Here is a 14556-nt window from a genome sequence, read left to right as displayed (position 1 = left end):
TCCCCCTCAGCCCTTGGCCACGGCGCGCAGCCGGTCGATCACGTCGGCCCGCAGGTCGGCCGGTTCCAGCACGACGACATCGGGGCCGAATTCCACCAGGTGGGCATCGAGCCCGTGCCCGTACGGAATCTCCAACTCCGCCCAGCCGTCGCCGAGTTCCCGTACCGAGGTGGCGCGGGAGCGCAGCGGGTAGCCGGCCCCGGCCCGCAGCCGGATCCTGGCGGAGCGGGTCGCGGTCTCCCCCGCCCAGCTCTCCACGGTCTCGCGCACGGTGACGACATCGGGCACGGGGGCGGTGAAGGCGCCCGCCCGGGAGCGGAGCTTGCCGGTGATGCGGCTGAGCCGGAACACCCGCTCGGCGCCCCGGTCACGGTCCCAGCCGGCCAGGTACCAGTGGCCACGCCAGCACTCCAGGCCCCACGGCTCGACGTGCCGGGTTTCGGGGCGTACAGCATTGGCCTTGCGGTAGTCGAAGACGACCGGGCGCCGGTCGCGGCAGGCCAGCATGAGGGGTTCGAAGGCCGCCTCGTGGACCGGGATGCGCGGTTCGATCGCACTGTGCTCATACGGATTGTCGGCTTCCGGCATACCGGCGGCGCGGAGCTTCTGGAGTGCGCCGCTGGCCGCTCCCGCGAGCCGGGCCTGCTGCCAGACGCGGGCGGCGAGCCCCAGGGCCGCGGCCTCCTCGGCGTCCAGTTGTACCGGGGGCAGCCGGTTGCTGTCCCGCCGGGCGAGATAGCCGGTCTCGCCGTCGATGTTCTCCACGGTCTCGATGACCAGGCCGAGTTCGCGCAGGTCGTCCTTGTCGCGCTCGAACATTCGGTTGAAGGAGTCGTCGGACCCGGCTTCGAGGTAGGCCTCGATGGATGCGCGCAGCTCCCGCTTGCTGAGCGGACGCCGTGTCCCGAGCAGACACAGCGCCAGGTTCATCAGCCGCTCGGCCTTGGCAATCGCCATCGATGCCCTACGCCCTCTCTCGTATTGCGCTACGACCGCTGACCGTACCGCCCCGGGCTGTCCGGGCAAAAGCCGAGGGCCCGTGCCGGCAGGCACGGGCCCTCGCTCTGATCAGGTCCGATCGCTCAGGACTGATCGAGATGCGTCTCAGACGGCGACCAGGTCACAGACGAAGATCAGCGTCTCGCCCGGGGCGATGGCGTTGCCGGCGCCGCGGTCGCCGTAGGCGAGGTGGGCGGGGATGGTCAGCCGGCGGCGGCCGCCGACCTTCATGCCCTGGATGCCCTTGTCCCAGCCCTCGATGACCTGGCCGGCGCCGAGCTTGAACTCCAGCGGGTTGCCGCGGTTCCAGGAGGCGTCGAACTCCTCACCGGTGGAGAAGGCCACGCCCACGTAGTGGACCTTGACGAAGTCTCCGGCCTTGGCGACGGCGCCGTCGCCCTCCCAGACCTCCTTGATCTCCAGGTCCGCCGGCGGCTGGCCCTCGGGGAAGTCGATCTCGGGCTTGTCGATGCTCACGTAATGCTCCTACTAATCGCTATGTGCAACCGGAACAGTCTTACATTGCTCCGACGATGTCCACGACGAAGACCAGGGTCGAGTTGGCCGGGATGTCGGCGCCCTGGGCCTTGTCCTTGTAGCCCTGCTCCGGCGGGATGACCAGCAGGACCCGGCTGCCGACCTTCTTGCCGACCAGGCCCTTGTCCCAGCCCTCGATGACCTGGCCCTGGCCGATCACGGTCGAGAACGGGGCGCCGGTCTTCCAGGAGGTGTCGAACAGCTTCGCCTGCGGCAGGCCCTCGTTCGGCTTCCAGGTGGCTCCGCTGTACTGCATGAAGACGGTCTGGCCGCTCTTGACCTCGGCGCCCTTGCCCTCGATGAGGACCTGGTCCACGAGGCTCTTGGGCGGGTCGTTCTTCGGGACGGTGATCGTGGCGGCCTCGTCCTTGTCCGCCTTGATCTGCGGCAGGTTGGACGGGATCGCGGCCTGGGTGCCCTCGACCTTCTTCGGCATCACGCTGTCGATGTCGAGCACGAAGACCAGGTTGTCGGTGGGCCCGACGCCCAGCTCCTGCTTGCCCGCGGAGCCGAACGCGGCGGCCGGCGGGGCGACGACGAGGACGCGGCTGCCGACCTTCTGCCCGAGCACCGCTTCGCTGAACGCCGGGATGTACGTCTGCGAGCCCGCCGGGATGACCTGGGGCGCGCCGCCCTGGTCGTAGGAACCGGCGAGGTCCTTGCCGCTCTTCCAGATCTTTCCGGTGTACTTCGTGACCGCGAGGTCGTCCTTCTTGACCTCGGGGCCGGTGCCCGCGGTCAGCGTCTTGACGACGAACTTCCCGCTCGGGTCGCCCTTGGGGATGGTGATCGTGGGCTTCTTGCCCAGGTCGCCCGCGACGGTGGGCATCGGCGAGGCGTCGGACACCGGCTTGGGAGCGGCGGGCTGCGACGCCGAGTCGGAGGGGGAGGCGGAGGCGTCCTTCTTCTTCGCGCTGTCGCCACCTCCTCCGCAGGCCGCGGTGAGCATCAGGGCCGGCACGATGAGCGCGGCAGCAAGTCGGCGTCGCACAGTGGTCCTCGGGGTAGCTGGAATGGTCGGAGCGGCCACTCTACGGCCCCACTCCCGTACCACAAGGGTGCGGCATGCCCAGGGGCCCCGTACGCGACAGCGCGCGGGGCCCCTGCTCACGACGGCTCGTCGGGTCTCATGTCCCGTCCCACATGCCGTCTACATTCCTCTGATCACATCCCGGCGATCAGCTTCTCCACCCGGTCGTCCACCGACCGGAACGGGTCCTTGCACAACACGGTGCGCTGTGCCTGGTCGTTGAGCTTCAGATGCACCCAGTCGACGGTGAAGTCCCGCCGCTGTTCCTGCGCCCGGCGGATGAAGTCGCCGCGCAGCCGGGCCCGAGTGGTCTGCGGGGGCACCGACTTGCCCTCGAAGATCTTCAGGTCGTTGCAGATGCGGGCGGCCTGCCCCTTGCGCTCCAGCAGGTAGTACAGGCCCCGCCGGCGGTGGATGTCGTGGTAGGCGAGGTCTATCTGGGCGACCCGGGGGTGCGACATGGTCATGTTGTTCTTGGCCCGGTACCGCTCGATGAGCTGGTACTTCATCACCCAGTCGATCTCGGTGCCGATCCGGTCGAGGTCCTCGGCCTCGATCGCGTCCAGGGTGCGGCCCCACAGTTCGAGGACCTGGTCGACGGTGCCGGTGCGGATGCCGCGGCGCTCCACGAAGTCCACGGCCTTCTCGTAGTACTCGCGCTGCACTTCGAGGGCGGAGGCCTCGCGTCCGCTGGCCAGGCGCACCTTGCGCTGGCCGGTGATGTCGTGCGAGACCTCGCGGATCGCCCGGATCGGGTTCTCCAGGGTGAGGTCGCGCATCACCGTGCCCGCCTCGATCATGCGCAGCACGAGGTCGGTGGCGCCGACCTTGAGGAGCATGGTCGTCTCGGACATGTTGGAGTCGCCGACGATGACGTGCAGCCGGCGGTAGCGCTCGGCGTCCGCATGCGGTTCGTCGCGGGTGTTGATGATGGGACGCGAGCGCGTGGTGGCGGAGCTGACGCCCTCCCAGATGTGCTCGGCGCGCTGACTGACGCAGTAAACCGCGCCGCGCGGGGTCTGCAGAACCTTGCCGGCACCGCAGATCAACTGGCGCGTGACAAGGAACGGAATGAGGATGTCCGCGAGCCGGGAGAACTCTCCGTGACGGGCCACCAGATAGTTCTCGTGGCAGCCGTAGGAGTTTCCCGCCGAGTCGGTGTTGTTCTTGAAGAGATAGACGTCGCCCGCGATTCCCTCCTCGTGCAGGCGGCGTTCGGCGTCGACGAGCAGGCCTTCGAGAATGCGCTCGCCGGCCTTGTCGTGCGTGACCAGTTCGGTCACGTTGTCGCATTCGGGAGTTGCGTATTCCGGATGCGATCCCACGTCCAGGTAGAGGCGGGCGCCGTTCCGCAGAAAGACGTTGCTGCTGCGGCCCCATGACACAACACGGCGGAAGAGGTAGCGCGCCACTTCGTCAGGAGACAGTCGGCGCTGTCCCCTGAACGTGCACGTGACGCCGTACTCGTTCTCCAGCCCGAAAATGCGGCGGTCCATGAGTGAACATTACGCCTGATGGCCTGAGCTGAAACCGGGTTCGACGGCACGGTTTCGATCATTTTCGTCAACTCCCGCGACCGTGCGCGTATGCCCGGGAGCTGCGAGGACCCGCTGGGTGGCGAGCAGGACGACGAGTGCGGCGATACCGCCGCCGCCGGCGACCGCGAAACTGGCGCCCGTTCCGCCGAGTTCGACGGCCGGTCCGGCGGCCGCCGTGCCGAGCGCGGTGCCGACGCCGAAGGCGGTCACCAGCCAGGAGAACGCCTCGGTGACCGTGCCGCGCGGGGCGTGCCGGTCGACGACGATGAACGCACAGGCGATGGACGGCGCGAGGAAGAGGCCCGAGACCACGGTGAGCGCGGCCATCGCGGGGACATCGGGCACCAGGGTCAGGGGCAGATAGCCGACGGCGAGGAGCCCGACGAGGACCCGCAGCCGCTTCTCGGGGGCGCCGCTCCACTTGCGGGCTCCGTAGACGAGCCCGCCGAGGAGGGCGCCGAGTCCGTTGGCCGCCATCAGCCAGCCGTAGATGGCGTCACTGCCGTGGTCGTCGGCGTAGGCGGAGGCGGCGACGATGATGGCGCCGAGCGCGAGTCCCACGAAGAAGAAGGCGCCGAGCAGCGCGAGCAGTCCGGGCGAGCGCAACGCGCCGAGCCAGTGCGCCTCCCGGGGCGCCGAGCGCCAGCTCCTGGACGGCTTGGACAGTACGACGCTGAGCGCGCCCAGGATCCCGAGCGCGTTGATCAGCAGGAGCGCCGTGGCGGGCGACCAGAGCGCGATGGCGACGGTGACGAGCAGCGGGCCGACCGTGAACATCACCTCCTGGGCTATCGCGTCCATGGCGTACGCCGTGTGCACCTGGTCCTCGCGTTCGAGGACGCTGGGCCACAGGGCCCGCAGCCCGCCCTCCAGTGGTGGGGTGGCGAGCCCGGCCACCAGCACCGCCACGTACGCCACGGCGACCGGCTCGATGCCCGCGACGGCGAGCAGGACCATGCCAAGGGCGGCCACGACCGAGGCGGGGAGCATCACGCGGGGCTGGCCGTAGAGGTCCACGGCCCGTCCGAGCAGCGGCTGGCCCACGGCCGTGGCGACGCCGTACACGGCGGTCAGCGCGCCCGCGAGCGAGTAGCTGCCGCCCTCGGCCCGGACGAAGAAGACGACCGCGATGGCGGCGGTCGCGTTGGGCAGCCGGCCGGTGAGCGTGCCCGCGAGCAGCCGCGCGGCATGCCGGGTCCGAAGGATCTCCGCGTATCCCGCCGCCATGGCCACTCCTCAAGTGTTACGTATAACTTCCGAGGTCATACGTACCATGTGGCGAGTCCGCGGGTCCACCCCGCGCCGTAGAAACGCCGCCCTGGAGGCCCCGTGACCAGCCCGGACACCCCGGAATCCGCATCGGTGGCGGCCCGCGCCGGGGTGCGCGCCGCCCGCGCCGCGCTGTCCGGCCGGCCCGCCGGGGCCCGGCCCACCAGCAGGGACGTGGCGAGCGCGGCCGGGGTGTCCCAGGCCACCGTCTCCCTCGTCCTGGGCGACAAATGGCGCGGCCGGGTCTCCGAGCGCACCGCCGAACTGGTCCGGGAGGCCGCCCGCGAGCTCGGCTACCGGCCCAACCTCGCCGCCCGCAGCCTGCGGCTCGGCCGCACCAGGACGGCGCTCCTCGTGGTGCCCGCGATGACCAGCGAGTTCTTCGCGCAGGTCTACGCGGGCGCGGCCCGGGTCGCGGCCGAGCACGGCTTCGGCGTGGTGCTCTACCCCTCCCCCGAAGGCATCGGCCCGGCCCGGGACCCCTTCGACTCCGCGCGCACCGCACTCGACGGTGTCATCGCGTCCTCGATGGCCGCGGACGCGCTCGCCTCGATCCGCGGCAGCGACCTGCCCCTGGTGATGCTCGACAGCGACCCCGAGGAGCCCGGACCCGCCGCGCACGTCAATCTCGACATCGCGGACGGCGTACGGCGTCTGGCGGAGCATCTGCTCGAACTCGGCCACCGCCGGTTCGTCCATGTCGCGGCCGACGTGGACTCGTGGACGTTCGTGGTGCGCGCCCGCGCGCTGGCGAAGGCGCTCGACGCGGTGCCGGGCGCCGAGCTGCGTACGGTGCGGGCGGCGCTCGGGGTGGCCTCCGGGCGGGAGGCGGCGGAAGGGGCTCTGCGCGCTCCCGGGCCGCGCCCGACGGCGCTGGTCTGCGACGACGACTTCCTGGCCGCGGGCGCCTGCAAGGCGGCCCACCGGCTCGGGCTGCGCGTCCCCGCCGACGTGTCGGTCACCGGGTTCGACGGCCTCACCCTCGCCACCGCCCTGGAGCCGGAACTCACCACGCTCGCGCTGCCCGCCGAGCAGGTCGGCGCCCGCGGTATGGCGGCGCTGCTCGCCGTCCTGGAGGGGCGCCCGCCCGAGACCGGGGACCTGCCCGTCTCGCTGGCGGTGCGGGGCTCAACGGCCGCGCCCCGGCCCGCCTGAGGCGGAACCGGGGCGCGCAAGGAAACACGGGGACTACTCGTCCTCCGTCTCCTCCAGGTCCGAGGGGGCCTCCGTCGGCTCGGTCTTGGCCACATCGGCCTGGAGCAGCCGCGAGAGCTGGCGGCCGACGATGCGCTTGAACTTCCGCTGCTGGGGCCGCGTCCGGTCCAGGACGGCGACTTCCAGGCGCTCGGCGGGGATCTCCCGCTCGGCGCCGTTCGTCTGGTTCGACAGGGCCTGCACGGCGAGCCGCAGCGCCTCGGCGAGCGACATGCCGTCCTGGTGGCGCTGGTCCAGGAAGGTGCTGATCTGCTCGGCGTTGCCGCCGACCGCGACCGAGCCGTGCTCGTCCACGATCGAGCCGTCGTGCGGCAGCCGGTAGATCTGGTCCTCCTCCGGCGTGCTGCCCACCTCGGCGACGACCAGCTCCACCTCGTACGGCTTCTCGCCGACGCTGGAGAAGATGGTGCCCAGCGTCTGTGCGTAGACGTTGGCGAGCCCACGGGCCGTCACATCATCGCGGTCGTAGGTGTATCCGCGCAGATCCGCGTACCGGACGCCGCCGATGCGCAGGTTCTCGTACTCGTTGTACTTGCCGGCGGCCGCGAAGCCGATCCGGTCGTAGATCTCGCTGAACTTGTGCAGCGCGCGGGACGGGTTCTCACCGACGAACACGATTCCGTCGGCGTACTGGATCACGACCAGGCTGCGGCCGCGGGCGATGCCCTTGCGGGCGTACTCCGCACGGTCGGCCATGGCCTGCTGGGGTGAGACATAGAACGGGGTCGACACCGGCTAACCGTCCCTTTCTGTCAGTGGCGAAGTCATCTCGGGGCCTGCGCGGGCCTCAGAGGAGGGAGGCCCGGGGGCCGTCGGGCTGCTCCAGCCGCCGTTCCAGGATGGCGCGGGCGAGCTCGGAGGACTCCGTCTCGGTGAGCCTGCGGAATCCGTCCTCGGTGATGACGGTGACGATCGGGTAGATCCGCCGGGCCACGTCGGGACCGCCGGTCGCCGAGTCGTCGTCGGCGGCGTCGTAGAGCGCCTGGATGACCAGCGTGGTCGCCTGCTGCTCCGTCAGGTCCTCGCGGTAGAGCTTCTTCATGGAGCCCCGGGCGAAGATGGACCCGGAGCCGGTGGCGGCGAAGCCGTGCTCCTCGGAGCGGCCTCCCGTGACGTCGTAGGAGAAGATCCGGCCCTTCTCGCGGTCGACGTCGTAACCCGCGAAGAGGGGAACCACGGCGAGGCCCTGCATGGCCATGCCGAGGTTGCTGCGGATCATCGTGGAGAGCCGGTTCGCCTTGCCCTCCAGGGAGAGCGTGGCGCCTTCGACCTTCTCGAAGTGCTCCAGCTCCAGCTGGAAGAGTTTGACCATCTCCACCGCGAGGCCGGCGGTGCCGGCGATGCCGACCGCCGAGTACTCGTCGGCGGGGAAGACCTTCTCGATGTCGCGCTGGGCGATCATGTTGCCCATGGTGGCGCGCCGGTCACCGGCCAGGACGACTCCACCGGGGAAGGTCGTCGCGACGATGGTGGTGCCGTGCGGCGCTTCGATGTGGCCCTGCACGGGCGGCAGGGAGCGCTTGCCGGGGAGCATCTCCGGCGAGTGATCGGACAGGAAGTCCATGAATGAGGAAGAGCCAGGCGTCAGGAAGGCAGCTGGTAGACGCCCGGTGCCACGAGTGTTGGCTTCCACGAGTTTCCTTCCACGTAGGCGGCAGCCCGACGGAGGATGTCGGGGATTTCTCCCAACAGGCCGATAGCCGTATTGAAGTTGAAGCACATTACGCCTGGGACCCTACCCCGCTCGCGGGAGTGATCCACGTGAACGGCCGGGCCGGACGGGCGGGTTGGGGCGGTGCCAGCGAGGGGCACGGCGGTGCCGTCGCGGGAGGCCCCGGTCCCCGACCCGGGCTTCCCACGACGAACCCCGTTCACATCCGTGAACTACTCTCCGCCCTTTTGGACGAATGACCTGACGAAGTCCTCGGCGTTCTCCTCAAGCACGTCGTCGATCTCGTCCAGAACCGAGTCCACGTCGTCCGACAACTTCTCCTGCCGCTCCTTGAGGTCCTCCGAAGCCTGCGCGTCCTGCGCCTGCTCCTCGACCTCCTCGGTGGAGCGCGTCGCCTTCTGCTGGCCGCCGCCGGTGTCCTTGGTCGCCATCTACCTCACCCCGCTCGGTTCGATGTCCTTGATCAGACCCTACAAGCAGGGTCCGACATCGGCCCCGCACTTGGTGCAACGTGCGGAGCCCACCTCTGTGATTCCCACACCAGCGGCCTTTCAGCCCCCTGAGAGCACCCGCACCAGATCTTCCGCCGTCCGGCACCGGTCGAGCAGCGCCTTCACGTGATTACGCGTTCCGCGTAGGGGTTCCAGGGTTGGTACCCGCTGGAGCGAGTCACGGCCCGGCAGATCGAAGATCACCGAGTCCCAGGAGGCCGCCGCGACGTCGTCCGCGTACTGCTCCAGGCAGCGGCCGCGGAAGTACGCCCTGGTGTCCTCGGGAGGCGTGGTCTCGGCCCGTACGACCGCGGGCTCGTCCAGGAGCCGCTTCATCTTGCCGCGGGCCGCCAGCCGGTTGTAGAGGCCCTTCTCGGGCCGTACGTCGGCGTACTGGAGGTCCACGAGGTGGAGCCGTGCCGCGTCCCAGCCCAGGCTGTCACGGCGGCGGTAGCCCTCCATGAGCTCGCGCTTGGCGATCCAGTCCAGCTCGCCCGACAGGCTCATCGGGTCGTTCTCCAGCCGGTTCAGCACGTCCTCCCAGCGGCCGAGGACGTCCTTGGTCTGCTCGTCCGCGTCCACCCCGAACCGGTCCTCGACGTACTTGCGCGCCAGCTCGAAGTACTCCATCTGAAGCTGCACCGCGGTCAGGGTGCGGCCGCTGCGCAGGGTGACCAGGTGTTGCAGTGCGGGGTCGTGCGAGACCTGGTGGAGGGCGCGGACCGGCTGGTCCACGGCCAGGTCGACATTGATGAAGCCGTCCTCGATCATGGACAGGACCAGGGAGGTCGTACCCAGTTTGAGGTACGTCGAGATCTCCGACAGGTTCGCGTCGCCGATGATGACGTGCAGGCGGCGGTACTTCTCGGCGTCGGCGTGCGGTTCGTCGCGGGTGTTGATGATCGGGCGCTTGAGGGTCGTCTCCAGGCCCACCTCGACCTCGAAGTAGTCGGCGCGCTGGCTGATCTGGAAGCCGTGCTCGTGGCCGTCCTGGCCGATGCCGACGCGGCCGGCGCCGGTGATGACCTGGCGCGAGACGAAGAACGGCGTCAGGTGGCGCACGATGTCCGAGAACGGGGTCTCCCGCTTCATCAGGTAGTTCTCGTGCGTGCCGTACGAGGCGCCCTTGTTGTCGGTGTTGTTCTTGTACAGGTGGATGGGCTGGGCGCCGGGAAGCTGCCCGGCGCGCTCCGCCGCCTCGGCCATGATGCGCTCGCCGGCCTTGTCCCACAGGACGGCGTCGCGCGGGTTGGTGACCTCCGGTGAGCTGTACTCGGGGTGCGCGTGGTCGACGTAGAGGCGCGCCCCGTTGGTGAGGATGACGTTGGCGAGGCCGATGTCCTCGTCGGTGAGCTGGCTTGAGTCGGCGGCCTCGCGGGCGAGGTCGAAGCCGCGGGCGTCCCGCAGCGGGTTCTCCTCCTCGAAGTCCCAACGGGCGCGGCGCGCCCGGTGCATCGCCGCCGCGTAGGCGTTGACGATCTGGGACGAGGTGAGCATGGCATTGGCGTTGGGGTGGCCGGGGACGGAGATCCCGTACTCCGTCTCGATGCCCATTACTCGCCGTACGGTCATGCGGCCCTCCTTGCCCGGCGGCGCTCCCCCGCGGGAGCGGCGCTCAAGTACCGCTGGTTCTCCGGTGCGTGTGCGGTGCCCGTCCCCGCACTGCGCGACTCGGCGGTACCGAAGAGCCTAGAACGCCTTTGCGCTGGTGGGGAGATCAATTCCGTCATTGCTCTTGCCCTGCTTGTGGCCTGAAAAGCAGTCGGCTGCGGATGCCCGACCCGGGCATCCGCAGCCGGCCTGCCTTTTACAGGTATTGACCGGTGTTGGCCACCGTGTCGATGGAGCGTCCCGTGTCCGCGCCCTGCTTTCCGGTGACGAGGGTGCGGATGAATACGATCCGCTCGCCCTTCTTTCCGGAAATCCTGGCCCAGTCGTCCGGGTTGGTGGTGTTGGGCAGGTCCTCGTTCTCCTTGAACTCGTCCACGCATGCCTGGAGGAGGTGGGAGATCCGGAGGCCCTTCTGGTTCTGGTCGAGGAAGGCCTTGATGGCCATCTTCTTGGCCCGGTCCACGATGTTCTGGATCATGGCGCCGGAGTTGAAGTCCTTGAAGTACAGGACTTCCTTGTCACCATTGGCGTACGTGACTTCCAGGAAGCGGTTCTCCTCGGACTCCGCGTACATCTGTTCCACCACGGACTGGATCATTCCGTGGGTGGTGGCGTCGGCGTCGCCGCCGTGCTCGGCGAGGTCGTCGGTGTGCAACGGCAGCGAGGAGCGGAGGTACTTGGCGAAGATGTCCTTGGCCGCCTCCGCGTCCGGACGCTCGATCTTGATCTTCACATCGAGCCGGCCGGGCCGCAGGATCGCGGGGTCGATCATGTCCTCGCGGTTGGAGGCGCCGATGACGATGACGTTCTCCAGGCCCTCCACACCGTCGATCTCGGCGAGCAGCTGGGGGACGATGGTGTTCTCCACGTCCGAGCTGACGCCGGATCCGCGGGTACGGAAGAGGGATTCCATCTCGTCGAAGAAGACGATGACGGGGGTCCCCTCGCTCGCCTTCTCCCGAGCGCGCTGGAAGACGAGGCGGATGTGCCGCTCGGTCTCGCCGACGTACTTGTTGAGGAGCTCGGGGCCCTTGATGTTGAGGAAGTAGCTCTTCCCCGCGGGCTGGCCGGTCACCTCGGCGACCTTCTTGGCAAGGGAGTTGGCGACCGCCTTGGCGATCAGAGTCTTTCCGCAGCCGGGCGGTCCGTAGAGCAGGATGCCCTTCGGCGGCCGCAGTTCGTGCTCCTTGAAGAGGTCGGGGTAGAGGTAGGGCAGTTCGACCGCGTCGCGGATCAGCTCGATCTGGTTGCCCAGTCCGCCGATCTTGTCGTAGTCGACGTCCGGCACCTCTTCGAGGACGAGCTCCTCGACCTCGCTCTTGGGGACCACTTCGTAGACGTAGCCCGACCTGGGTTCCAGCAGGAGCGCATCGCCGGGGCGGATGGTGATGTCCAGGAGCGGCTCGGCGAGCCTCACCACCCGTTCCTCGTCGGTGTGCCCGATCACCAGGGCGCGCTCGCCGTCCTCAAGGATCTCCTTGAGGGTGACGATGTCCCCGGCGCGCTCGAACTCCATGGCCTCGACCACGTTGAGCGCCTCGTTGAGCATGACTTCCTGGCCGCGCCGCAGTTCGTCGAGTTCGACGCTGGGGCTGACGTTCACCCGGAGCTTGCGGCCCCCGGTGAAGATGTCCGCGGTGCCGTCCTCGTTGGACTGCAGGAAGACACCGAAGCCGGCCGGCGGCTGCGCGAGCCGGTCGACCTCCTCCTTGAGGGCCACGATCTGGTCGCGGGCCTCGCGGAGCGTGTTGGCGAGCCGCTCGTTCTGTGCGGACACGCCCGCCAGATTGGTCTGCAGCTCGACGATCCGCTCTTCGAGAATCCTCGTATGACGCGGCGAGTCGGCGAGCTTACGTCGCAGGACGGCGATTTCCTGCTCTAGATAGGCAACCTGGCCGGCTGGGTCCTCGGACCCCCGCGCGGGCCGGATGCCGCGGTTGATGTCGTCGTCGTGGGCTGCCACGGTCCTCACCTCCTCCAAGGGGAGCTGGACGCTTCCTGACCCTACCTGGGCTGGTGGTGATTGAAACCCCTAGATCACAAAGACTCCAGGGTGTGTCCGATCTTCACCCTTGCGCTCTCCCTCACGTCAGGGGGATACCCACCCAACAACATCGGAAAGCGGGCGGTTGTTATCGTCGAGTGGGTCAACACCCGTCAGGGCTGGCATCGATTGATTCACTCGCGCAGGAACGGCAGGCACATGAACGAGGCTCTTGAGGTCTGGATCGACCAGGACCTGTGCACCGGCGACGGCATCTGCGTGCAATACGCGCCCGAGGTCTTCGAGCTGGACATCGACGGGCTCGCCTATGTGAAGAGCCCCGACGACGAGTTGCTGCAGACCCCGCGGGCCACAACACCCGTTCCGCTGCCGCTGCTCCAGGACGTGGTGGACTCCGCGAAGGAGTGCCCCGGCGACTGCATTCACGTGCGTCGGGTTTCGGACAGCGTCGAGGTCTACGGACCGGACGCGCAGTAGTCGGGGCGTGACGGGCCGCTACCTGCGGTCCTCGGGCCCTTACGAGTCTTCAGACGCCGAGGGCTGCGGCCTGGGTCGAGCGGATGAACTTCCCGCCCTGCCAGCGCCACTTGACCTGCTCGCGCACATCGGGTTCGTAGCGCGGCACGTCGTTGGAGGAGTAACCGAGCAGCGTCGCCGTCACCGCCCCGTCCCGCACGATGAGGTCGGCGACGGTCTGCTTGTCCTTGGGGTCGAGCAGGGTGGCCACCAGACGCGGCGGGGCCCCCTTGACCACCGGCTGCGTGAGGACGTACATCCCGCTGGGCGGGGTGCCGCCGCCGGCCCGGCAGTGCGCGACCGCCACCGTCTCGGGGATGCCGTCGCCGTCCAGGTCGCCCGAGGCCTTCTTCTCCACCGTCGAGCCCACGCTCCCGCACTGGAGCGGGAGGACGACCGCGCCCGGGTCGGGGGCGGCCGCCGTCGTGAGGGGGGCGCCGTGCTCGCGGGGTGCCTGGGAGGCCTTGGCCGCGTCGGGCTGGAGGAAGCCGGCGAGGGCGACGACGGCAGCCATGGCGGTGGCGGTCGCGATCCAGTGGACGGGGCGGGCGTGGGTGTGCGCGAGCTCAGGGACGGCGGCATTCTGCACGCGGGAGGTCTCCTGTGGGGCGGTGCGGGCGGTGGGGGTGGCCAGCATCGTGCCACACGTCACAGGCGGTGCGGAACACCGGGGCAACAGCTCAACGAAAAGGCGCCGCCGCCGAGTTCCCGGGTCGGTCCGGGAACTCGGCGGCGGCGCCGGTTCGTTGTACGAAAACCTCGAAGCGGGGACCTGAGTCAGTCCTTGTTCGGGCCTTCGTAGTCGTCGCCGTAGGCGCCCTTGGCGGGGCGGCGGCGGCGCATCGGGGGCTCCACGCCGTCCGCGAGGCGGCGGGCGGTCACCAGGAAGCCGGTGTGGCCGATCATCCGGTGGTCGGGGCGGACGGCCAGGCCCTCCACGTGCCAGTTGCGGATCATCGATTCCCAGGGCTGCGGCTCGGCGAAGCAGCCGATCTCGCGGATGGACTCGACGGTGCGCGACAGCTGGGTGGTGGTGGCCACGTAGCAGCAGAGGATGCCGCCGGGCACGAGCGCCTTGGACACGGCGTCCAGGCACTCCCAGGGGGCGAGCATGTCCAGGATGACGCGGTCGACTTCGGTGTCCGACAGGTTGTCCTGGAGGTCGCCGACGGTGAGCTGCCAGGCGGGGTGCGGACCGCCGAAGTAGCGCTCCACGTTCTGCGTGGCGATCTCGGCGAAGTCCTCGCGGCGCTCGTAGGAGTGCAGCATCCCGTGGTCGCCGATGGCGCGCAGCAGGAAGGCGCTCAGCGAGCCCGAGCCGACACCGGCCTCGACGACGCGGGCGCCGGCGAAGATGTCGGCGAAGGCCAGGATCTGCCCCGCGTCCTTGGGGTAGACCACGGCGGCGCCGCGGGGCATGGACAGGACGAAGTCGGGGAGCAGGGGGCGCAGCGCGAGGTAGGCGACGTTTCCCGTGGTACGGACAACACTGCCCTCGGGAGCACCGATCAGCTCGTCGTGCGGGAAGGAACCCTTGTGGGTGTGGAAATTCTTCCCGGCTTCGAGCGTGAACGTGTAGTGGCGTCCCTTGGGGTCGGTGAGCTGGACCTGGTCCCCGACCTTGAAGGGCCCGCGACGGCGGGCGGCACCGGTCGGTTCGGACATACGACCAG

The 14556-nt window shown here is 69.3% G+C and carries 15 protein-coding genes; 2 read left to right on the top strand and 13 right to left on the bottom strand.

Going from position 1 to position 14556, the window contains the following annotated elements:
* Window positions 1-6: 6 nt before the first annotated feature.
* The 5 genes from OG522_RS29725 to OG522_RS29705 form a co-directional block, all read right to left on the bottom strand.
* The gene (locus tag OG522_RS29725) at window positions 7-957 is read right to left on the bottom strand and encodes a helix-turn-helix transcriptional regulator (RefSeq protein ID WP_329466106.1); all 951 of its coding nucleotides are present in this window, start codon (window positions 955-957) and stop codon (window positions 7-9) included.
* 147 nt (window positions 958-1104) lie between these two features.
* Window positions 1105-1476, bottom strand: a complete 372-nt coding sequence (locus tag OG522_RS29720; protein WP_329466105.1) for an FKBP-type peptidyl-prolyl cis-trans isomerase — start codon at window positions 1474-1476, stop codon at window positions 1105-1107.
* Between the two features lie 40 nt (window positions 1477-1516).
* Window positions 1517-2527 carry an FKBP-type peptidyl-prolyl cis-trans isomerase gene (locus OG522_RS29715; RefSeq protein ID WP_329466104.1) on the bottom strand — a complete coding sequence of 337 codons (1011 nt, stop codon included), beginning with the start codon at window positions 2525-2527 and terminating at the stop codon, window positions 1517-1519.
* A 173-nt stretch (window positions 2528-2700) separates the two neighbouring features.
* Window positions 2701-4062: a Pup--protein ligase gene (pafA, locus tag OG522_RS29710; RefSeq protein WP_188271644.1), complete on the bottom strand. Its 1362-nt coding sequence runs from the start codon at window positions 4060-4062 to the stop codon at window positions 2701-2703.
* Window positions 4063-4071: 9 nt separating this feature from the next.
* Window positions 4072-5331, bottom strand: coding sequence for an MFS transporter (locus OG522_RS29705; RefSeq protein WP_329466102.1), 1260 nt, complete (start codon window positions 5329-5331; stop codon window positions 4072-4074).
* 153 nt (window positions 5332-5484) lie between these two features.
* Here OG522_RS29705 and OG522_RS29700 point away from each other — a divergent pair, with 153 nt between their 5' ends.
* Window positions 5485-6528 carry a LacI family DNA-binding transcriptional regulator gene (locus OG522_RS29700; RefSeq protein ID WP_329467787.1) on the top strand — a complete coding sequence of 348 codons (1044 nt, stop codon included), beginning with the start codon at window positions 5485-5487 and terminating at the stop codon, window positions 6526-6528.
* A gap of 33 nt (window positions 6529-6561) precedes the next feature.
* Here OG522_RS29700 and prcA read toward each other — a convergent pair whose 3' ends face one another.
* The 6 genes from prcA to arc form a co-directional block, all read right to left on the bottom strand.
* Complete coding sequence (prcA, locus tag OG522_RS29695; protein WP_329466100.1) at window positions 6562-7320, bottom strand: proteasome subunit alpha; 759 nt, start codon at window positions 7318-7320, stop codon at window positions 6562-6564.
* Between the two features lie 55 nt (window positions 7321-7375).
* Window positions 7376-8221 carry a proteasome subunit beta gene (prcB, locus tag OG522_RS29690; protein ID WP_329466098.1) on the bottom strand — a complete coding sequence of 282 codons (846 nt, stop codon included), beginning with the start codon at window positions 8219-8221 and terminating at the stop codon, window positions 7376-7378.
* The gene (locus tag OG522_RS29685; RefSeq protein ID WP_443074764.1) at window positions 8173-8400 is read right to left on the bottom strand and encodes an endonuclease domain-containing protein; all 228 of its coding nucleotides are present in this window, start codon (window positions 8398-8400) and stop codon (window positions 8173-8175) included. Before OG522_RS29685 ends, prcB begins: the two co-directional genes overlap by 49 nt.
* A gap of 72 nt (window positions 8401-8472) precedes the next feature.
* Window positions 8473-8691: a ubiquitin-like protein Pup gene (locus OG522_RS29680; RefSeq protein WP_011027899.1), complete on the bottom strand. Its 219-nt coding sequence runs from the start codon at window positions 8689-8691 to the stop codon at window positions 8473-8475.
* Window positions 8692-8811: 120 nt separating this feature from the next.
* The gene (gene dop, locus OG522_RS29675) at window positions 8812-10323 is read right to left on the bottom strand and encodes a depupylase/deamidase Dop (protein ID WP_329466097.1); all 1512 of its coding nucleotides are present in this window, start codon (window positions 10321-10323) and stop codon (window positions 8812-8814) included.
* Window positions 10324-10558: 235 nt separating this feature from the next.
* Window positions 10559-12325: a proteasome ATPase gene (arc, locus tag OG522_RS29670; protein ID WP_329466096.1), complete on the bottom strand. Its 1767-nt coding sequence runs from the start codon at window positions 12323-12325 to the stop codon at window positions 10559-10561.
* Window positions 12326-12565: 240 nt separating this feature from the next.
* Here arc and OG522_RS29665 point away from each other — a divergent pair, with 240 nt between their 5' ends.
* Window positions 12566-12844, top strand: a complete 279-nt coding sequence (locus OG522_RS29665) for a ferredoxin (RefSeq protein WP_329466094.1) — start codon at window positions 12566-12568, stop codon at window positions 12842-12844.
* Between the two features lie 49 nt (window positions 12845-12893).
* Here OG522_RS29665 and OG522_RS29660 read toward each other — a convergent pair whose 3' ends face one another.
* On the bottom strand, window positions 12894-13472 hold the full coding sequence (locus tag OG522_RS29660; RefSeq protein ID WP_329467786.1) for a hypothetical protein: 579 nt from the start codon (window positions 13470-13472) through the stop codon (window positions 12894-12896).
* Window positions 13473-13660: 188 nt separating this feature from the next.
* Window positions 13661-14548, bottom strand: a complete 888-nt coding sequence (locus OG522_RS29655; RefSeq protein WP_100577078.1) for a tRNA (adenine-N1)-methyltransferase — start codon at window positions 14546-14548, stop codon at window positions 13661-13663.
* Window positions 14549-14556 lie beyond the last annotated feature (8 nt).

The organism is Streptomyces sp. NBC_01431 (assembly GCF_036231355.1).
Classification (GTDB): domain Bacteria; phylum Actinomycetota; class Actinomycetes; order Streptomycetales; family Streptomycetaceae; genus Streptomyces.
The sequence above is the reverse complement of the archived record's forward strand: the minus strand, read 5'-3'. Positions and strand labels throughout refer to the sequence as shown.